The sequence below is a fragment of the Blastococcus sp. CT_GayMR19 genome (assembly GCF_004570385.1).
GTDB lineage: Bacteria > Actinomycetota > Actinomycetes > Mycobacteriales > Geodermatophilaceae > Blastococcus_B.
In genome coordinates, this window is record NZ_SPQL01000004.1 from 1 (window position 1) to 19,603 (window position 19,603).

General features: G+C 71.8%; 19 protein-coding genes and 1 riboswitch. Of the genes, 8 read left to right on the forward strand and 11 right to left on the reverse strand.

Annotated features, from left to right (window positions below):
• Positions 1–204 precede the first annotated feature (204 nt).
• From E4P39_RS06870 to E4P39_RS06880, 3 genes are all read left to right on the forward strand, one after another.
• Entirely contained in the window at positions 205–1,242 is a 1,038-nt protein-coding gene (locus E4P39_RS06870) for a C40 family peptidase (protein ID WP_245159685.1), read from the forward strand.
• A 56-nt stretch (positions 1,243–1,298) separates the two neighbouring features.
• Positions 1,299–2,774 (forward strand): APC family permease, encoded by a 1,476-nt coding sequence (locus tag E4P39_RS06875; protein ID WP_135135670.1) that lies wholly within the window; start codon positions 1,299–1,301, stop codon positions 2,772–2,774.
• 172 nt (positions 2,775–2,946) lie between these two features.
• On the forward strand, positions 2,947–4,188 hold the full coding sequence (locus tag E4P39_RS06880; protein ID WP_135135671.1) for an AAA family ATPase: 1,242 nt from the start codon (positions 2,947–2,949) through the stop codon (positions 4,186–4,188).
• A gap of 665 nt (positions 4,189–4,853) precedes the next feature.
• On the opposite strand, the gene E4P39_RS06885 is transcribed toward E4P39_RS06880, so the two are convergent.
• The gene (locus tag E4P39_RS06885) at positions 4,854–5,432 is read right to left on the reverse strand and encodes a YdeI/OmpD-associated family protein (RefSeq protein ID WP_209306405.1); all 579 of its coding nucleotides are present in this window, start codon (positions 5,430–5,432) and stop codon (positions 4,854–4,856) included.
• Between the two features lie 121 nt (positions 5,433–5,553).
• On the opposite strand from E4P39_RS06885, the gene E4P39_RS06890 reads away from it, so the two are divergent.
• From E4P39_RS06890 to E4P39_RS06900, 3 genes are all read left to right on the forward strand, one after another.
• The gene (locus tag E4P39_RS06890) at positions 5,554–6,294 is read left to right on the forward strand and encodes a histidine phosphatase family protein (protein ID WP_245159686.1); all 741 of its coding nucleotides are present in this window, start codon (positions 5,554–5,556) and stop codon (positions 6,292–6,294) included.
• A complete protein-coding gene (locus E4P39_RS06895) occupies positions 6,275–7,180 on the forward strand; it encodes an NAD(P)H-hydrate dehydratase (RefSeq protein WP_135135672.1) in 906 nt (301 codons plus the stop codon). The genes E4P39_RS06890 and E4P39_RS06895 overlap by 20 nt, the downstream gene beginning before the upstream one ends.
• Before the next feature lie 61 nt (positions 7,181–7,241).
• Complete coding sequence (locus tag E4P39_RS06900) at positions 7,242–7,820, forward strand: gamma carbonic anhydrase family protein (protein WP_135135673.1); 579 nt, start codon at positions 7,242–7,244, stop codon at positions 7,818–7,820.
• 70 nt (positions 7,821–7,890) lie between these two features.
• On the opposite strand, the gene E4P39_RS06905 is transcribed toward E4P39_RS06900, so the two are convergent.
• The 7 genes from E4P39_RS06905 to E4P39_RS06935 form a co-directional block, all read right to left on the reverse strand.
• A complete protein-coding gene (locus E4P39_RS06905; RefSeq protein ID WP_135135674.1) occupies positions 7,891–8,967 on the reverse strand; it encodes a homoserine O-acetyltransferase in 1,077 nt (358 codons plus the stop codon).
• A 2-nt stretch (positions 8,968–8,969) separates the two neighbouring features.
• Complete coding sequence (locus tag E4P39_RS06910; protein ID WP_135135675.1) at positions 8,970–10,262, reverse strand: bifunctional o-acetylhomoserine/o-acetylserine sulfhydrylase; 1,293 nt, start codon at positions 10,260–10,262, stop codon at positions 8,970–8,972.
• Between the two features lie 43 nt (positions 10,263–10,305).
• A riboswitch (SAM riboswitch) is annotated at positions 10,306–10,423 on the reverse strand.
• 45 nt (positions 10,424–10,468) lie between these two features.
• Positions 10,469–10,909, reverse strand: a complete 441-nt coding sequence (locus E4P39_RS06915; RefSeq protein WP_135135676.1) for a hypothetical protein — start codon at positions 10,907–10,909, stop codon at positions 10,469–10,471.
• Positions 10,906–11,799 carry a mechanosensitive ion channel family protein gene (locus E4P39_RS06920; protein WP_135135677.1) on the reverse strand — a complete coding sequence of 298 codons (894 nt, stop codon included), beginning with the start codon at positions 11,797–11,799 and terminating at the stop codon, positions 10,906–10,908. The genes E4P39_RS06915 and E4P39_RS06920 overlap by 4 nt, the downstream gene beginning before the upstream one ends.
• A gap of 87 nt (positions 11,800–11,886) precedes the next feature.
• A complete protein-coding gene (locus tag E4P39_RS06925; protein ID WP_135135678.1) occupies positions 11,887–12,681 on the reverse strand; it encodes a thioesterase family protein in 795 nt (264 codons plus the stop codon).
• Between the two features lie 22 nt (positions 12,682–12,703).
• Positions 12,704–13,105, reverse strand: a complete 402-nt coding sequence (locus E4P39_RS06930; protein WP_135135679.1) for a hypothetical protein — start codon at positions 13,103–13,105, stop codon at positions 12,704–12,706.
• A gap of 45 nt (positions 13,106–13,150) precedes the next feature.
• Positions 13,151–14,542, reverse strand: a complete 1,392-nt coding sequence (locus E4P39_RS06935; protein WP_135135680.1) for an aspartate aminotransferase family protein — start codon at positions 14,540–14,542, stop codon at positions 13,151–13,153.
• Between the two features lie 164 nt (positions 14,543–14,706).
• Between E4P39_RS06935 and E4P39_RS06940 the strand changes: the two genes are divergently transcribed.
• On the forward strand, positions 14,707–15,681 hold the full coding sequence (locus E4P39_RS06940) for an EamA family transporter (protein WP_135135681.1): 975 nt from the start codon (positions 14,707–14,709) through the stop codon (positions 15,679–15,681).
• 42 nt (positions 15,682–15,723) lie between these two features.
• On the opposite strand, the gene E4P39_RS06945 is transcribed toward E4P39_RS06940, so the two are convergent.
• The 3 genes from E4P39_RS06945 to E4P39_RS06955 are packed head-to-tail and all read right to left on the reverse strand — an operon-like array spanning position 15,724 to position 17,403.
• A complete protein-coding gene (locus tag E4P39_RS06945; RefSeq protein WP_135135682.1) occupies positions 15,724–16,437 on the reverse strand; it encodes a hypothetical protein in 714 nt (237 codons plus the stop codon).
• A gap of 24 nt (positions 16,438–16,461) precedes the next feature.
• The gene (locus E4P39_RS06950; RefSeq protein WP_135135683.1) at positions 16,462–16,956 is read right to left on the reverse strand and encodes a glutathione peroxidase; all 495 of its coding nucleotides are present in this window, start codon (positions 16,954–16,956) and stop codon (positions 16,462–16,464) included.
• Positions 16,957–16,998: 42 nt separating this feature from the next.
• Positions 16,999–17,403 carry a DUF2237 domain-containing protein gene (locus E4P39_RS06955; RefSeq protein WP_245159687.1) on the reverse strand — a complete coding sequence of 135 codons (405 nt, stop codon included), beginning with the start codon at positions 17,401–17,403 and terminating at the stop codon, positions 16,999–17,001.
• 70 nt (positions 17,404–17,473) lie between these two features.
• Between E4P39_RS06955 and E4P39_RS06960 the strand changes: the two genes are divergently transcribed.
• Entirely contained in the window at positions 17,474–19,456 is a 1,983-nt protein-coding gene (locus tag E4P39_RS06960) for an acetoacetate--CoA ligase (RefSeq protein WP_135135685.1), read from the forward strand.
• The last annotated feature ends 147 nt before the right edge of the window (positions 19,457–19,603 follow it).

Consider the following 19,603-nt stretch of genomic DNA (forward strand, 5'->3'; position numbering starts at 1 on the left):
CGCCCGGGCAATTCTGAGCGTGGGGAACGCAACCCGCGTGGCGCATGAAGTCTCCTGGGTCGCATGTGACACGCGTTGCGGCACCGCAGACTCTGACCAGCGCGCCGTCCACTACTTGTCGATATCGGATCCCTACCGTCCGTACCCAAGCGCATGGTTGAGGCCCACTTCCCGGGTCTCGGCGCAGCTAGACGGAGGCCGACGGTGCATTCCCAGCGCACGACCACCCGGCGCCGTCCGCGCGTCCAGATCCTGGGCAGCGTCCTGGGTCTGGCCATGGTCGTGACCTGTTCCGGACTGCTGGCCCCCTCGACCGCCGGCGCCACTCCCGCGGACGCCGCGGAGGCGTCCCGGCTGGTGCAGCAGGCGGCCCAGGAACTGACCGTCATCGACGAGCAGGTGCACGCGGCCCAGGTCACCGTCGCCGGATTGCAGGACACGGCGACCGCCGCGGCCGGGCAGGCCGCCGCCGCGAACGCCGCGCTCGCCGTCTACGAGCCCCAGCTGCGGGCCATCGCGCAGAGCGGCTTCAAGGGCCAGACCCAGACCGGCGTGGCCGCGTTCCTCACCAGCGAGTCGGCCGACGACCTCGTCCAGCAGATGTTGACGCTGGACATGATCGCCCACTACACCAACACCGTGATCGGCGACGTCGCCGCGGCCCAGGCGGTGGCGGCGGAGGCGCAGGCCGTGGCCGACCAGGCCGCCGCACAGGCTCAGGCGGCCCTCGACCAGCTCGAGGCACAGCAGGCCGAGGTCCAGAAGAAGGTCACCGAGTACGAGGCCGACTTCGCGCGGCTGACGGAGGCCGAGCAGGCGACCGTCACCGCCGCGCTGGCCGGCCCCACGCTCCGCACCCCGTCGACGAGCAGCCTGCCGCTCGCGCCCAGCGAGGCCGCCGGGGTAGCGGTGCGGACCGGCCTCGGCCAGGTCGGCGATCCGTACGTGTGGGGCTCCTCCGGGCCCAACGGGTTCGACTGCTCGGGGCTGACGTCCTACGCCTACGCGGCCGCGGGTGTCTCGCTGCCGCACTCGAGCGCGGCGCAGTCCCAGCTCGGCGTCGAGGTCGCCCGCTCGGACCTGCAGCCCGGCGACCTCGTCTTCTACTACACGCCGATCAGTCACGTGGCCCTCTACATCGGCAACGGGATGATCGTCCACGCCCGCACCTTCGGACAGCCCGTCGCCGTCACCAGCGTGGACCAGCGGGGCTACCGGTTCGCCAAGCGCATCACCGGCTGACGCCGCGCTGACCGGCGAACTTGCTCTTCGGCTCCCCGGCTGGCAGAACCGTCCGGGTGAGCGCCGCGGGCACGTCCGTCGAACACCCGCCTGAGGCGACCCTCTGGCCGGACGCCGTCGGCTTCGGCGACGCGCTGGTCATCGGCCTGGCGTCGACGTCACCGGCCTACTCCCTGGCCGCGGTGCTCGGCCCGATCGTGGCCCTGGTCGGCGTGCACGCGCCGGGTGTCCTGCTGGCCTCGTTCGTGCCGATGCTGCTCATCGCCGGGGCGTTCGCCGCGCTCAACCGCACCGACCCCGACTGCGGGACGACGTTCTCCTGGGTCACCCGGGCGCTGGGGCCCTGGGCCGGGTGGATCGGCGGGTGGGCGATCACGATGACCGGCGTCCTCGTGCTGGGGTCGCTGGCCGAGGTGGGCGTCCGGTTCACCCTGCTGGCGGTGGGCCTGGACGGCTGGGACGAGTCGCCGGTCGTCGTCCCGGCGCTCACGGTGGCGCTCATCCTGACCATGGCCGCCGTCTGCGTGCTCGGGACGGAGCTCTCCGCCAGGCTCCAGAACGGGCTCATCGTGGCCCAGACCCTCGCGCTGGCCGTCTTCGCCGCCGTCGCTCTCACCCGGGGGATCGGGGGGACCAGCCCGTTCGGCGGGCTCTCCCCTTCCTGGGACTGGCTGGATCCCTTCGGCGCCGGCGGGGCGGCGCTGACCGGCGGCCTGCTGCTCGGGGTGTTCGCGTACTGGGGCTGGGAGTCGGCGGTCAACCTCACCGAGGAGACCGCCGACTCGCGTCGCGCACCCGGCCGGGCCGCGGTGCTCTCCACGGTCGTCCTGCTGCTCACCTACCTCGCCGTCGCCACGGCGGTCGTCTCCTTCGCGGGCACGGAGTGGCTGGCCGGCAACGCCGACGAGGAGGAGGCGGTCTTCGCGCTGCTGTCCACCTCGGCGATGGGCGGCTGGGACTGGGTGGTCCTGCTGGCGGTCGCCACCTCCGCGGTCGCCTCCACGCAGACGACGATCATCCCCGCCTCACGGACCGCGCTGTCGATGGCCCGCCGCGCCGCGCTGCCCCGCCGGTTCGCCGCGATCGATCCCCGGCGCCGCACCCCCGACGTGTCCACCTGGTGGGTCGCGGGCGTGGGCATCGCCTGGTACCTGGGGGTGGGGCTGGTCAGCGAGAACGCGCTGTACGACTCGATCACCGGGCTGTCCCTGCTGATCGCGCTCTACTACTCGCTGACCGGCATCGCGTGCGCGGTGTACTTCCGGCGGCGGCTGACCCGCAGCGTGCGCGACCTGCTGCTGCTCGGCGTCGGGCCCGTGGTCGGCGCGGGTCTCCTGCTCTGGCTGCTGGTGCTCTCCGTGCGCGACCTCGCGGACCCGGCGAACTCCTACACCGGGCAGGCGTGGCTGGGCGTGGGGCCGCCGCTGGTGATCGGCCTGGGCGTGCTGGCGGCCGGTGTCCTGCTGATGCTGTGGTGGCGGCACCGCGACGCCACCTTCTGGCGCGAGCGGCCGAGCGTCGCCGCGAGTTGAGACGGCGCCAACAGCGACATGATGACAGCGCGCGGGGGATCCTAGCCAGGCATGACCATGGCGCGCCGTTTGCAACCGAACTGCTCTTCTTGCCTTTCCGCGAACTCGCCCGGTAGAGGGTGACTTGGCAGCCTCCGCCCGCTGAACCCAAGTCCGGCGTTAGTCTTTCTACATGCCCGTCCGCCAACCCCCGTTCCTGTTGCGAGTTGCAGCCAAGAACTTTCGTAGCCTGAAGGATGTCGATCTGCGACTAAGCGCGCTAAATGTGCTAGTCGGTCCCAACGGTGCCGGCAAATCTAACCTGCTCGATATCTTCGCGTTCCTGGGGGATGCAGTACGGGAGGATCTGGCTCCAGCGATCGTGGCCCGTGGAGGGTTCGATCAAATTCGATTCAGAGGGAATCGAAAGAGCACTGGCTCGAAAGTCGTCTTGCAGGTAGAGGCTGCCGTCACCAAGAACAGCAACGAGCGAGCTACCGATAACTACTCTCTGGAGTTTGACGTCGGCACGCTGAGCCAGCGATCCGGATCTCGCGGAGCGCAGGTCTTGCGGCGCTCGGAGTCCTTTCTATTCAAGCGGACAACTGGGCCAGGTCGGAGGATTACGGTCAGTGGTCGTCGTATCTCGTTCTACAAGGGTGACGAGCCTAAGCGTGCTGCTCAGGAGCGCACCACGAGCGTCCGTCCTGACAGTCTTGGCCTCGCCACACTGCCCCGCCTTGGTCCAGAGGAAGGTGGCGAGCAGGTGGAAGCCCTGGGGAGCCTTTTCGCGAGCTTCCGGGTCTTCGATGTTGACGTCGAAGGCGTAAGGCGTCCGAGCCAGGACATTCGGTCTGAAGTGCTCGCGGACGACGGAACGAACCTTGCACCGTTTCTTCGATTCCTCTCCGAGAAGCATCCCAGCGCGTTCGCCAGTCTCGAGAAGGATGCTCAAGCATTTATTCCTGGCCTGATCGAGCTAGTCTTCGAGGATATCGGCGGTTCTCGTGCAGCAACAGTATTGCGACTCCGCGAACAAGGCTTGGATGGTCTAACCGACCTGGCTGATGCATCCTATGGATCTGTTCGAAGCCTGGCACTGTTGGCACTGCTATATGACCCCAACCCGCCAAAACTGACATGCATCGAAGAGATCGACCATGGGCTGCATCCTCACGTTCTCGACCGGCTCGTCGAGCTGTTGCGCGAGGCCTCACGCCGGACACAACTAGTCGTGGCGACGCACTCGCCACCACTAGTAAATCGGCTATCAGCTCACGAACTGGTTGTCTGCGAACGCGACACCGACGGGTCTTCGCGCATCCCCGCCATCGACCCCGCGTTGGTCCGGGAGATGGAGGCGGCGATGGAAGGAGAACTAGGCCTGGGCGAGCTCTGGTTCACTGGCGCATTGGGCGGGGTGCCGGAGTCTTGAGTGGCCAAATCCTTATCTTTGGCGAGGACGCCAACGACAGGTCGGCTTTGCGTTCGCTCATGCTTGCGCTGCGTCCGGAGCTGGCGAAGCGGACTCTCAAGCCCCTCCGAGAGCCCCTGACTCTGATAAAGGATTTATCCGAAGCGAAGCGGCGGGCCCGAGCGGACAGGCTCGGACCTCTTGTGCGAGGTATGAACGTCAAAGAGCCCGTCGCATGCGTAGTGATCAGCGAGGACGCCGATGATGTAGAGCCCGCACACGAGTCTCTAGCGAAAAGAATTGAACAGACATACTCCGGCTTGAGCGCGCCCGTAATTGCGGTGGTTCCGGCTTGGGAACTGGAGACTTGGTGGTTTTTGTTTCCAGATGCCGTGGCGAAGGTTAACTCCAAGTGGCGGCGATTGGACTCTTATGCGGGGAAGCGGGTCGGGACCATTCGAAACGCTAAGGAGGCTCTGCGTCGGGCGCTGCGGCCAGCGCGTGGTGGTGCCCCCACGAGGGATTACGTTGTCGGTGATTCGGTGAGTATCGCGGAAAATGTACGCGATCTCGGTGTGGCTACTAAGCCTCAAGCTCAGAGCTCAAGTTGGCAGCATTTCGTCCTGCAAATCGAGCGGTGCTGAACCAACGGATCGCAACGGTGCACCCGTGGGCACTGTCAGAAGTCAGTGGATGCGGCGGCCTTCCGCGAGCATCTGCACGAGGCCGGCGATCCGCTTGGCCCGCAGGGCGGGGTTGTTCGCGGTGTGCACCCGCCAGAGGACGGCGTAGCGGTTGGCGCCGTCCAGCGCATCGAACTCCTTCTGCGCGGCGGACTCGGCGGCCAGCGCTGCCGCGAGGTCGTCGGGCACTGTGATCGTCGCCGAGCCGGCGTAGGCGCGCTCCCAGCGGCCGTCGGCCCGGGCCGCCTCCACCGCCGCCAGGCCGGCGGGACGCATCCGGCCGGCGAGCGTCAGCGCCTCGACGGCGTTCACGTTCTTCTGCGACCACACGCTCTTCGCCCGCCGCGGCGTCATCCGCTGCAGGTAGAAGCGGTCGTCCAGCCGGTTCGACCGCCCGTCGATCCAGCCGAAGCACAACGCCGACTCCACCACCTCGGCGTAGGTCACCGAGGGCACCCCGGCGCCCTTCTTGGCCAGCTTCACGTACACGCCGGGCGCCGTCGCGCCCTCGGCCTCGAGCCACGCCTCGAACGCGGCCTGGTCGGGAAAGGACAGCACGGGCAGGTCGGTCGGCAGGGTCACGGCGCCATCCTGGGCAGCGCGCGGCTCGCCCGTCCAGGGCCTGGCGGTTTCGCGAGGGCGCGCAGGGGCTACCGGCGTCCGGGACGGCCGCACCGGGCGGCCCCGACGGCGGGAGTGGCACGTGGGCGAGCGGCAACCTGGTCCGTCGGTCATCTGGCTGGTGCGCCACGGCGAGAGCATGGGCAACGTCGCCGATGCGCAGGCGCAGAAGTCCGGCGCCGGGCGGCTGAAGCTCGACGTCCGCGACCCCGACGTCGAGCTGTCCGACACCGGCCGTTCGCAGGCCGAGGCGCTGGGCAAGTGGCTCGCGGACCTGCCCGAGGACGAGCGGCCGACTGCCGCGCTCAGCTCGCCGTTCAACCGGGCGCTGACCACGGCCCAGCTCGCGACCGAGAATCTCGGCCTTCGCGTGCGCACCGACGAGCGGCTGCGGGAGCGCGACTTCGGCGCCTTCGACCGGATGACGGGCGCCGGCATCCGGGAGCAGTACCCCGAGGAGGCCGAGCGCCGCGATCTGCTCGGGAAGTTCTACTACCGGCCGCCGGGCGGGGAGAGCTGGGCCGACGTCGCTCTGCGGATCCGCAGCCTGCTGGCGACCGAGGGCCTGCGGCACGACTGCGAGCGGCTGGTCGTCGTCGCCCACCAGGCCGTGATCATGGTGTTCCGGTACGTCCTCGAGAACCTCACCGAGCAGGAGCTGCTGACGATCGACAAGGAGGAGCAGGTCGCGAACGCGTCGCTCACCCGCTACGAGCGCACCGACGACGGCGGCTTCGAGCTGATCTCCTTCAACGAGGTCGAGCACATCGTCGCCGAGGCCGAGGACGTCACGAGGGAGCCCGATGCCGCGCCCGGCCCATGAGAAGCACCGCCCTGACCCCACCATTGTCACCCCGGAGGTGCTGCGCGCCTGGCAGCTGCCGGAGCCGGAGGGGGGCAAGAACGCGCGCGGCTCGGTTTTGGTGATCGGTGGCAGCACCGAGACCCTCGGTGCCGTGCTGCTCGCGGCCGAGGCGGCCATGCGTGCGGGGGCGGGGAAGCTCCAGGTGGCGACGGTCGGGTCGATGGCCGGCTTCGCCGCGCAGACCCTGCCGGAGGCCCTCGTGCGGGCGCTGCCGGAGACCGACGGCGGCGCCATCGCGGCGGCGGCCGCCGACACGGTGCGCGAGCTCGCGGAGGCGGCCGACGCCGTGCTGATCGGCCCCGGGATGGCCGACAAGGAGGAGACCCAGGCGTTCGGGGAGCGCCTGCTGCCCGGGCTGGGGGGTCCGGTCGCGCTGGACGCCCTCGCACTCGCCGCGGTCACCGCCGACGACACCTGCGTGGGGCATCTCGGCGGCAACGTCGTCCTGACGCCGAACCCGACCGAGATCGCCTACTGCCTGCACGTCGACGAGAGCGAGATCGAGGACGACCCCGCCGGCGCCGCGGTGGAACTGGCGCACCGCGCCCAGGCGGTGGTCGGGCTCGGCGGGGCACGGTCGTGGATCGCCGCCCCCGACGACCGGCTCTGGCAGGACGACAGCGGGGGTGCCGGCCTCGGCGTCTCGGGCTCGGGGGACGTCCGCGCCGGGATCACCGCGGGCCTGCTCGCCCGCGGGGCCGACCCGGCCCAGGCCGCCGTCTGGGCCGCCTACCTGCACGGCCGGACGGGGGAGCGCCTGTCCTCCTCCGTGGGCCGGCTCGGCTTCCTCGCCCGGGAGCTGCCCGCCGAGGTTCCGCGAGCGCTCGCGGAGATCACGAACTAGGTCCCCGGACGGGGCGTCGGCCTGCCAGACTGCGCGGAAACGTGCGTACGAGGAGGACTGCGTGGCCGAGAACAACTACATCGCCGAGCTCGATTTCGGCAGCCCGAAGATCGACGACAACGCCTTCGTCGCGCCCACCGCGGTCGTCGTCGGGGCGGTGACCATGCGGTCCCGCTCGAGCATCTGGTACTCCGCCGTCGCCCGGGCGGACATGGAGACCATCGAGATCGGCGAGGACACCAACGTGCAGGACGGCTGCACGCTGCACTCCGATCCCGGCTTCCCGCTGGTGCTCGGGCGGGGCGTGACCGTCGGGCACCGCGTGGTCCTGCACGGGGCGCGGATCGACGACGACGTCCTCGTCGGCATGGGCAGCGTCGTGATGAACGGCGCGCACATCGGCTCGGGCTCGATCGTGGCCGCCGGCGCCGTCGTCACCCAGGGCAAGCAGTTCCCGGCCGGCTCGGTGATCGCGGGCATCCCGGCCCGCGTCGTGCGTCAGGCGACCGACGACGACCTCGCCCACATCCGCGGGAATGCGGCGAGCTACTTCGACCGGCTGGCGTCGGCGCGGCGGGTCCGCCCGATCGTGCGCCGTCCGCTGCCCCCGGCCGGCCTGGTGCCCGGCGACGACATGTAGGGCTCGGGCCGAGTCGATCATCGGCACCTGGCTGATCGCCACGCCGGCGGGGGCAGCCACCCGTCGATGATCAACTCCCGTCGAGCAGGCCGCGCAGCAGGCGGCCGACCGCCTCGGTCTCGATGAGGAAGCCGTCGTGGCCGTACGGCGACGCGATCACGTGCAGCGGGACGCCGAGGGCATCGGCGACCTGCCGCTGCTGCTCGATCGGGTACAGCCGGTCGGAGTCGACGCCGGCCACGACCGCGCGCGCCGTCACCGTGGCCAGCGCCGCCTCGACGCCGCCCCGCCCGCGGCCGACGTCCCAGCTGTTCATCGCCTCGGTGAGCAGCACGTAGCTGCCGGCGTCGAACCGGCGGGCCAGCTTGTGGGCGTGGTGGTCGAGGTAGGAGGAGACGGCGTAGCGACCGTCGTCCTGGACGACGGTGCCGAACCGCTCGCCCAGCTCGAAGGCGCTCCGGTAGGTCAGGTGCGCGATCCGGCGGGCGATGCCGAGACCGTCGACCGGCGGGTCGGCGCGGTCGAAATCGCCACCGGCCCAGCGCGGATCGGCCCGGATCGCCGTCTGCTGCGTCGTCTGGGTGCCGATCTGGTCGGCGCTCGCGACGGCGCCGGAGGCCAGGAAGAACAGCGTCGCCACCCGGTCGGGCATCGCGACCGCCCACTCCAGCGCCCGCATGCCGCCCATCGAGCCGCCCACCACGCACGCCCAGCGCGAGATGCCGAGGGCGTCGGCGACAGCCGCCTCTACCCGGACCTGGTCACCGACGGTCACCTCCGGGAACCGCGAACCCCAGGGGCCGTCGTCCGGGGCGAGGGTCGACGGTCCCGTCGTCCCCTGGCAGCCGCCGAGCACGTTGGCGCAGACGACGAAGAAGCGGCCGGTGTCCAGGGGCGCGCCCGGCCCGATCAGCCCGTCCCACCATCCCGCCGTCGCGTGCCCGGGGCCGGCCGGGCCGACGACGTGGCTGTCCCCGGTGAGCGCGTGCTCCACCAGTACCGCGTTCGAGCCGTCGGCCGCGAGCGTTCCCCACGTCTCGTAGGCGACCCGGACCGACGGCAGGACCCCGCCGCGCTCGGGCCGGAAGGCGGGCAGGTCGAGGAAGACCCGGTTCCCGACCGGATCCCCCTCGACCCACCCGCCCATCGTCAGGCGCTCTTGGCGGCGCGGAAGCCCGCCTCCAGGTCCGCCAGGATGTCCTCGATCCCCTCGAGCCCGACCGCGAGGCGCACCAGACCGGGCGTGACGCCGGTGGTGAGCTGCTCCTCCGGCGTCAGCTGCGAGTGGGTGGTCGAGGCCGGGTGGATCACCAGGCTGCGCACGTCGCCGATGTTGGCCACGTGGCTGTGCAGCTCCAGCGCCTCGACGAACTTCTGGCCGGCCTCCTTGCCGCCGTGCAGCTCGAAGGTGAGCACGGCCCCCGCGCCCTTGGGCGCGTACTTCTGCTGCGCCGCGTGCCAGGGGGACGAGGCCAGGCCCGGGTAGTTCACCCGGTCCACCTCGTCGTGGGCCTCCAGCCACTCCGCCACCCGCTGGGCGTTGGCCACGTGCCGCTCCAGCCGCAGCGACAGCGTCTCGATGCCCTGGACGACGAGGAAGGCGTTGAACGGGGAGATCGCCGGCCCGAGGTCGCGGAGCAGCTGCACCCGGGCCTTCAGCGCGTAGGCCGGCGCACCGAGGTCGGCGTAGACCACGCCGTTGTAGGTCGGGTCGGGCGTGGTGAAGCCCGGGAACTTGCCGCTGCGCCAGTCGAAGCCGCCGCCGTCCACGATCAGACCGGCGATCGCCGTCCCGTGCCCGCCGAGGTACTTGGTCGCCGAGTGCACGACGACGTCGGCGCCGAACTCGAAAGGCCGGATCAGGTACGGCGTGGCGATGGTGTTGTCGACGATCAGCGGGACGCCGTTGCGGTGGGCCGCCCCGGCCACGGCCTCGATGTCGAGGACGTCGCCCTTCGGGTTGCCGATCGTCTCGGCGAAGAAGGCCTTGGTGTTGTCCTGCACCAGCGACTGCCAGTTCTCCGGGTCGTCGGGGTTCTCGACGAAGGAGACCGTGATGCCGAGCTTGGGCAGCGAGTGGTGCAGCAGGTTGTAGGTGCCGCCGTACAGCGAGGCCGAGGCGACGACGTGGTCACCGGCCTCGGCGATGTTCAGCAGCGCCAGCGTCGTCGCGGACTGGCCGCTGGACACCGCCAGCGCCGCGACGCCGCCCTCCAGGGACGCCACGCGCTGCTCGAGCGCGTCCTGGGTCGGGTTCATGATCCGCGTGTAGATGTTGCCCATCTCCGCCAGGGCGAACAGGTCGGCGGCGTGCTTGCTGTCGCGGAACTGGTAGGCGGTCGTGGCGTAGATCGGCAGCGCGCGGGCGCCGGTGGTGGGGTCGGGGCTCGTGCCGGCGTGGATCTGCCGGGTCTCGAAGCTCCATGCTGCGGGGTCGGTCATGCGCCGTCTCCTCTTCACTCGCGGAGACCTACGGCGCGCAGGAACTCCGTCCTTGCCCCCACGGCGGGCGCCGTGGGAGCCGGCTCTTCCCCTGGAGCACCTCAGACGGAGTAGAGGTTGCCGGGCAGCCAGCCAGGTGCTTCGCGCTGCCTCTCAGGAGCCAGTCGGGATTCTAGGACGCAACCCGCCCGGTCGTCACACGCAGGTCAGCCGGTCGGCGTGCTGGTGGGGACGGGGAGCGACGTCGTCGGCTCCGTGGTGGGCGACGGGAAGCGGGTGCTCGTCTCCGGCGGGGTGGTCACCGCGGAGCTCGACGTCGTCGCGCCCTCGGACGTGGTCGGCGCCTCGGACGTCGTCGTCGGCACCGGTTCGGTCGTCGGCTCGGGGACCGTCGGTGCCGCCGTCGTGGGCGCGCTCGGCTGCTCGACGACGGCGCCGGTCCCGGTCCCGGTCGTGGCAGGGGCGACGGGGTCCGGGCGGATGTTCAGCCAGAGGGCGCCGACCGCCAGGAACAGCAGCGACAGGATGACCGTGGACGTCCGGGCCCGCCCCAGGTGGTGCGGGATCGCGTCCCAGCGGGAGCGCGGCGGGGTTGCGGGGCTGACCGTGGCGGTGACCTGCGGCTGCTCGGCGGTGGGCTCGGTCATCGGTTCCCTCCGTGCGCGACCTCGCCGCTGGCGACGCCGTCGACGGCCGTCGGGGGCGGCACGTTGATGCCCTCGGAGCGGAACGCCAGCACGACCCGGGCCCGGAGGTCACGGCCGACCTCGAACTGCTTGCCCGGCAGCGTGCGGGCCACCATGCGCACGTTCACCTGCTCGAGGTCGAGGCTCTCCACGCCCATGACGCTGGGCGGGTCGAGCAGCAGCGGCCGCAGGTCCGGGTCGCGGAACGCGTCCCGGCCGACGTCGCGGAGGATGTCGTTGACCAGGTTGACGTCCACGCTGGTCGGGATCGGCACGTCGACGACGGCCCGGGCCCAGTCGCGGGACAGGTTCACCACCTTGGAGATGGCCCCGTTGGGGATGGTGACCACCTCCCCGTTGGACGACCGCATCCGCGTGACCCGCAGTGTCACGTCCTCGACCGTCCCGCTGGCGGGCTCGGGTGCCCCGGTGACGCTGATCGAGACGACGTCGCCGAACCCGTACTGCCGCTCGGTGATGATGAAGAACCCGGCCAGCACGTCGCCGACGATCCGCTGCGCGCCGAAGCCGAGGCCGACGCCGAGGACCGTCGCCGGCGCCACCAGGCCGGTCACCGGGACGCCGAGCCGGTCGAGGACGAAGAACACCGAGATCGAGTAGATGAGCACGATCGCGGCCCAGGTGAGCACCTGGGTGAGCGAGTGCCGGTGCTTGGCCGCCTCGGAGCGCACCAGCACGTCGCCGCCGGTGAAGCGGTTGTCGATGCGGTCGGTGATGCGCCGGCCCACCCAGGCCACGAAGCGCGCCAGCAGGATGGAGCCCAGGACGATGAGGACGACCTCCAGCCCTCGGCTGGACAGCCAGTCCACCAGTTCTCGCATCGGGCTCATGTCACCTGTCTTCCGGTTGCCGGGGCGCTGCGGACGTTCGTCCCACCATGCTGGCTCGGCGGCGGGATGCCAAACCAGCAGGTCGGCTCAGCGGGGTTCGACGAACAGCGCCTGGGCGGAGCGGCCCACGGGTCCCTCGGCGTCGAAGAGGACGGCGAAGCACTGGCCGGCGCCGGTGTCGCCGAGGACCGTGGTCGCGTCCATGCCCAGCCAGTCGCCGCGGGGCGGCCGGTGCAGGGCGACGGTGAGGTCGACGTTGGCGAACGTCGCGCGGGTCCAGTCGAGCGCTGCGGAGATCCCGCTGGCCGCGTCGGTCATGACCAGCAGGTGCTCCAGCGCGGTGATCGGCTCGCCCTCGACCAGCTCGCAGCGGGGGCTGGTCCAGGCCGTCGCCGGGCCCGGGGAGTTGAAGCTGCCGGCGGCGAACCGCCAGTCGAGCGCCCGGTGGTAGGCGACGTCGGTGGCGAAGAACCCGGCGTCCTCCTGCCGGCTCTCCTCCGGCCCCGCCGGTGCCGGGTGCGCCGCCACAGCGGGCGGGGGGACGACGCCGTCCTCCCGGACCCGCATGCGCCACGCCGTCAGCCGCATCAGCGGCCGCTCGTCGGCGCCGGACAGGACGGCCTCCACCAGCTCGATGCGCCGGCCGGGCCGGACGACGGACGCCCGCACGGTGACCGGTCCGACCGGCACAGGGCCGAGGATGTCGTAGGCCAGCCGGACGGCCTGCCCGCCCTCGATGCCCCCGGTCCGCTCCACCTCCCGGGCCAGCAGCGCGGCCGGTGGCCCCGCATGCTGCAAGCCGGGATCCCAGGGGCCGATGGTCAGGGCGGTCGCCTCGTAGCCGTCGTCGGTGGGCACGTACAGGGCCCGGGGCAGATCCATGCCCCGCAGTCTGTCGTCCGGGTCAGGGCTCCGATCGCCGGGTCTGCCAGACGGCCCACGCGGTCCAGGCGGCCGCAGCCACGGCGATGAGCACCCAGAGCCAGCGGAGCCCGGCATCCGTCGACAGCAGCAGGAGGACGGCGACCACCAGCACCGCCCCGGCCAGCGGCACCGACCGCGAGAGCGTCTCGAGCGTGCCGGGGCCGGGGACGGCGACGAAGACCACGAGCGCGGTGACGAAGAGGAACGCGCACAGGGCGGCGAGGACCGCGGACGTGGCGCCGTACTCGTCGGGCAGCAGGAGCGCGGCCAGGCCCAGGACGAGGGCCCCCGCACCGAGCCCGAGCAGGGTCTTCCGGCGACGGCCGGACCACGGCACCCGGTTCTCCACCGTCTCGCTGTGCCCCGGCGCCGCGTGGTCCACGCCCGGCGCGGCGTGGCGGGCCCGCTCGTCAGGGCGGAGGGATCGCTACAGCTTCGCCCAGGTGTCCGTGAGCACGTCGCGGAGGATCTGCTCCATCTCGTCGAACTCGGCCTGCCCGCAGATCAGCGGGGGCGCGAGGTGGATCACCGAGTCGCCCCGGTCGTCCGGCCGGCAGTAGAGGCCGGCCTCGAACAGCGCACCGGCGAGACGGCCCCGCAGCAGGCGCTCGCGCTCCGCGGCGTCGAAGGTCTCCTTGGTGGCCTTGTCCTTGACCAGCTCGAGCGCGAGGAAGTAGCCGTCGCCGCGGACGTCGCCGACGATGGGCAGGTCCAGCAGCCGCTCGAGGGTCGACCGGAACGCGCCCTCGGTCTCCAGGACGTGCTGGTTGAGGCCCTCCTCCTCGAACAGGTCCAGGTTGGCCAGGGCGACGGCGGAGCTCACCGGGTGGCCGCCGAACGTGTAGCCGTGCGCGAAGCTCGTCGTCCCCCGGAGGAACGGCTCCATCACGCGGTCGGAGGCGATCATCGCGCCCATCGGCGAGTAGCCCGACGTCACGCCCTTGGCGCAGGTGATCAGGTCGGGCACGTAGCCGAACTTCTCGCAGCCGAACGTCGTCCCCAGCCGGCCGAAGGCGCAGATGACCTCGTCGCTGACCAGCAGGACGTCGTGCCGGTCGCAGATCTCCCGCACGCGGTCGAAGTAGCCGGGCGGCGGCGGGAAGCAGCCGCCGGCGTTCTGCACCGGCTCGAGGAAGACGGCGGCCACCGTGTCCGGACCCTCGACGAGGATCTGCTGCTCGATCTGGTCGGCCGCCCACCGGCCGAAGGCCTTCGGGTCGTCTGCGAAGACCGGCGCGCGGTAGAGGTTGGTGTTGGGCACCCGGAACGTGCCGGGGACCAGCGGCTCGAAGGCCTGCTTGAGCACCGGGACCCCGGTGATGGCCAGGGCCCCCTGGGTCGTGCCGTGGTAGGAGACCGCCCGGCTGATGACCTTGGTCTTCAGCGGCTTGCCCACCAGCTTGAAGTACTGCTTGGCCACCTTCCACGCGGTCTCGACGGCCTCGCTGCCGCCGGTGGTGAAGAAGACCCGGTTGAGGTCGCCCGGTGCGGCGGCCGCCAGCCGCTGGGACAGCTCGATGGCCGCGGGGTGCGCGTAGGACCACAGCGGGAAGAAGGCCAGCTGCTCGGCCTGGCGGGCGGCGGCCTCGGCCAGCACGCGGCGTCCGTGCCCGACCTGGACGACGAACAGTCCGGCCAGCCCGTCGAGGTAGCTCCGGCCGCGGTCGTCGTAGATGCGGGCGCCCTCCCCGCGGACGATGACCGGCGGGGGGTTCTCGGTGTAGTTCCCCATCCGGGCGAAGTGCAGCCAGAGGTTCCTGGTTGCGTCCGCGCCCGTCGGGGCGGCGTGCGCGTTGACGTCCTGCTCGGTCGTGCTCATCCACCGATCCCGCCGTCTCTTCTGTTCCCGGGAACAGAAGAGTAGTGATCCGGATCCCCGGCTGACGAGGTCGCTGTCGAGCGGGGGAGCAGGCCGGCGGACGGCGTATCCGCTCGCGCCGACCGGTAGGTGGCTCGACGCGGGACGGGGACTACATTGCCGATGTGCCCCGCGTCGCCCACCCCCCGCTCGGCTACGCCCTCACCCTGGCGGCGGCCGCCTTCTTCGCGGTCAACGGCACGGTCTCCACGCTGGTGCTGCAGGCCGGTATCGACGGCATGGGCCCGATCCGGCTGACCGCGCTGCGCTGCACCGGGGCCGCGCTGGTCCTGGTCCTGGTCCTGGCCGTGATGGCCCCGGGCAGGCTGCGGATCACCTGGCGCGAGGTCCCGTTCCTCGCCGTCTTCGGCGTGGTCGGCGTGGCGCTGACCCAGTTCCTCTACTACGTGGCGATCGGGCGCATGCCGGTCGGCATCGCGCTGGTCTTCGAGATGACCGCCCCGGTGTTCATCGCCCTCTACGTGTGGCTGGTGCGGCACGAGAAGGTGCGCAGCCGGCTCTGGGCGGCGCTGCTGCTGTCGCTGTCGGGGCTGGTGCTGGTGGCCGAGGTCTGGCAGGGCGGCGGCTCGCTCGACGCGGTCGGGGTCGTGGCGGCGCTGCTGGCGGCGCTCTGCCTGGCCTCGTACTACCTGCTCGGCGAGCGGGGCTCGGTCACCCGCGACCCGGTCACGCTCACCTGCTGGAGCTTCGTGGCGGCGGCGGTGTTCTGGTCGGTCGTGGCGCCCTGGTGGGAGTTCGACGCAGGGCTGCTGGCCGAGGGGGTGCCGATCTCGGTCGGGTCGGTCGAGCTGCCGCTCGGCGTCCTGGTCGGCTGGATCGTCGTCCTCGGGGCGATCGTGCCGTTCTGGCTGTCGATCGCCGCGCTGTCGCACCTCGCGCCGACCACCGCCGGCCTCGTCGCGACCGTGGAGCCCGTGTTCGCCTCGATCGTCGCCTGGCTCTGGCTCGAGCAGGTGCTCAGCGGGTGGCAGGTCGCGGGTGGGCTCGTCGTCCTCACCGGCATCGTCCTGGCGCAGACGGCGCGCGCCACCCCGGTGCCCACCCCGCTCCCGGAGACCCCCGCCGCCCTGTCCAGCTAGGGCCAGAAGCACGCTTGTGGCCCCTGGGGCCGCTCGTGGCGGCTACTTCTTGAGGCGGCGGCTCCCGCCGTGCCAGTCCTCCTGCCGGCCCGTCTCGCCCGGCCGGACACCGAACGCCGGCAGCTGGGGACGCTCGCGCATGCTCCGCTTGAGCTCGGCGAACCCGGGGAACGAGGCCAGCGCGACGACGTGCTCCCAGAGCTCGACCGACTCCTCCTTGCTGGGCAGCCGGCTGATCACGGGGCCGAAGAAGGCGATGCCGCCGTCGGCGGGCCGGAAGTGCAGGATCGGCGTCCCGACGTCCTTGCCGGTCAGGGCCAGCGCCTCCTCGGTCTCGGCGCGGATCTGCGCGTCGGCGCTCTCGTCGTCGAGCGCGTCGGCCAGGTCGGAGGGCAGGCCGATCTCGGCGAGGATCGGCTCGACGAACTCCCGCGTGCCGCGGTCGGCCCGCCCGGGCGGCTCGTCGACCTCGAAGATGTAGCGGCCGAGCGCCTCGTACAGCCGACCGACCGCCTCGTCGCCGCGCATGTCCCGCACGCGGGCGGCGACCCGGAGCAGCCGGAGCCCCGCGGTGTGCCCCGCCTCGTAGTCGGCCGGGAAGTGGGCGCCGTAGTCGACGTCGGCGTTCACGAGGCGCAGCGAGATGAAGCGCCACTCGACGTCGTAGTCCCGCTGCTCGGCGACCTGCCGGACCCACTTGCTGGTCATCCAGGCGAAGGGACAGACCGGGTCGAAGTAGAAGTGCAGGTCGGCCATGCGCCCCACGCTAGGCGCCGGAGGTCACCGGGGCAGGAGCGCCTCGACCGCGCTGCGCACCTCGGGGGCGTCGGGCGCGACGTTCGGCCGGAAGCGGGCGGCGACGGCACCGTCGGGCGCGACGAGCCACTTCTCGAAGTTCCACTGGACCGGCCCGGCCTCCCCGGCGGCGTCGGGCGCCTCGGTGAGCTGCCGGAACACCGGGTGGGCGTCGGCGCCGTTGACGTCGACCTTGCCCGTCATCGGGAAGGTGACGCCGTACGTGGCCGAGCAGAACTCGGCGATCTCCTCCGCCGTGCCGGGCTCCTGGCCCGCGAACTGGTTGCACGGCACGCCGACCACGGTGAAGCCGCGGCCCGCGTACTCCTCGTGCAGCGCCTCGAGCGCACCGTACTGCGGGGTCAGCCCGCAGCGGCTGGCGACGTTCACCACGAGGGCGGTCCTCCCGGCGGTCAGGGCGCCGAGCGTCGTCGGCTCGCCCTGCAGCGTGGTGACCGGCAATTGGAGGAGGTCGCTCATGCGGGCGGCAGCGTCGCGTCGCCGTCGTTCATTCCGGACGATTCATTCCAGGCCGCTCACGTCGTCCGGGACGTCGACGGCGTGCTGCCGCAGGGCCTCGAGCGGCACGATGTCCAGCGCGCGGGCGTTGGTGGCGGCCAGCACGACGCCGGTCGCCGTCCCGGCCTGGTAGGCCTGCAACCACCGGATCGCGACGACGCACCAGCGGTCGCCCGGCTTCAGGCCGGGGAAGCCGTATTCCGGGCGCGGGGTGACGAGGTCGTTGCCGAGTTCCCGCTGCAGCGCGAGGAACTCCGCGGAGACGACGGAGCAGACGGTGTGGCTGCCCAGGTCCTCCGGCCCGCTCGTGCAGTGCCCGTCGCGGTAGAAGCCGGTGACCGGGTCGACGCCGCAGGGCTCCAGCGGGCCGCCCAGCACGTTGCGCTCGTCGGCGGGCTCGGGCTGCACGGATGCTCCTCGGGCGGCATGGATCGGAGGCACCGTGGCCGGCGCGGCCCCAGGATGGCATCGTGCGCCCGTGAACGCCGAACAGACCTCGCCCGACGTCCTCTGGCGCCCGACCCCCGACACCATCGGCGCGACCCGCCTCGCGGAGTTCGCCGCCTGGGTGACGGAGAAGCGCGGGATCTCCTTCGGGGACCCCGTCGACTACGACGCGGTGTGGCGCTGGTCGGTGGAGCACCTGGCGGAGTTCTGGGCCGACGTCGCCGGCTGGTCCGGCGTGCTGCCCGGCGTCCCCGACGACCGGGTGCTGACCCGCCGCGAGATGCCGGGCGCCGAGTGGTTCCCGGGGACGACGCTGAACTTCGCCGAGCAGGCGCTGCGGCACGAGACCCGTGAGCACCCGGCGCTGATCGCCGTGGCCGAGGACGGCGACCCGGTGGAGATCTCGTGGGCGTCGCTGCGCGGGCAGGTCGGCGCGTTCGCCGCCACGCTCCGGCGGCTCGGCGTCCGGCCCGGTGACCGGGTCGCGGGCTACCTGCCGAACGTGCCCGAGGCGATCGTCGCGTTCCTCGGCGCCGCCTCGATCGGGGCGGTGTGGTCCTCCTGCGCGCCCGACTTCGGCACCCGGGCGGTGCTCGACCGGTTCGTCCAGATCGAGCCGACCGTCCTGGTCGCCGTCGACGGGTACCGCTTCAACGGCAAGGAGTACGACCGCCGGGACGTCGTCGCCGAGCTGCGCGCCGCGATGCCCAGCGTCCGGACGACGATCGCCGTCCCCCGGCTGTTCCCGGACGAGCTGCCCGGCGACTCCGTGCCGTGGGCGGAGGCGGTGCGCGACGAGCAGGAGCCGGAGTTCACCCCGCTGCCCTTCGACCACCCGCTGTGGATCGTCTACTCGTCCGGGACGACGGGACTGCCCAAGGGGATCGTGCACGGGCACGGCGGCGTGGTGCTCGAGCAGCACAAGCAGTCGACGCTGCACATGGACCTGGGCGTGGGGGACCGGTTCTTCTGGTACGCCTCGACCGCCTGGATCATGTGGAACATCTCCGCCTCGGCGCTGCTCGTCGGCGCCACGGTGGTGGTCTACGACGGCGCACCCACCTACCCATCCGTCGACGCCCTCTTCACCCTCGCCGCCCGCACGGGCATGACGTTCTTCGGCACGAGCCCCGGCTACCTCGGGGCGTGCGAGAAGGCCGGCGAGCGACCGGGCGAGCGGCACGACCTGTCCGCGGTGCGGATGGTCGGCGTGACCGGGTCGCCGCTGCCGTCGTCGACCTTCCGCTGGGTCTACGACGCGGTCGGCCGCGACCTCTTCCTCGGCTCGCTGTCCGGGGGCACCGACGTCGCCACCGGGTTCATCGGCAGCACGCCCCTGCTGCCGGTGACGGTGGGCGAGCTGCAGCGGCCGATGCTCGCCGTCGCGGCGGCGTCCTGGAACGAGGACGGCGAACCGGTCATCGGGGAGCTCGGCGAGCTCGTGATCACCGAGCCGATGCCGTCGATGCCGCTGTACTTCTGGAACGACCCCGACGGCACGCGCTACCGCGAGGCCTACTTCGAGCCGTGGCCCGGCGTGTGGCGGCACGGCGACTGGCTGGAGATCACTCCTCGGGGGACGTGCCTCATCACCGGGCGGTCGGACTCCACGCTGAACCGCGGCGGCGTCCGGATGGGGACGGCGGACATCTACGCGGCCGTCGAGTCGATCCCGGCCGTCGTGGACTGCGTCGTCCTCGGCGTCGAGCAGCCCGACGGCGGCTACTGGATGCCGCTGTTCGTGCAGCTGGCGCCGGGGGAGGAGCTCACCGACGAGCTGCAGGCCGACCTGAAGGCGGCCATCCGGACGCAGGCCTCACCGCGGCACGTGCCCGACGAGATCATCGCCGTCCCAGGCGTGCCGCACACCCGGACCGGCAAGCGGCTGGAGGTGCCGCTGAAGCGGCTGTTCCAGGGCGTCGACCCGGCGAAGGCGGTCAACATCGGCGCGGTGGACGACGCGTCCGCGGTCGAGCACTACATCGCCCTCGCCCGGGACCGCGCCACCCGCTGATCCCGCTTCCGGTACCGAAAGCGCGGCCGGACCGGCCCGCTTCCGGTACCGGAAGCGGGCGTGCGGCTGGTCACGCGGAGGGATGGCGCGGTGTGCGGGGGGAGCGGGGAGCCCCCAAGGTGAACGGGATCATCCGCAGCGCCGAGG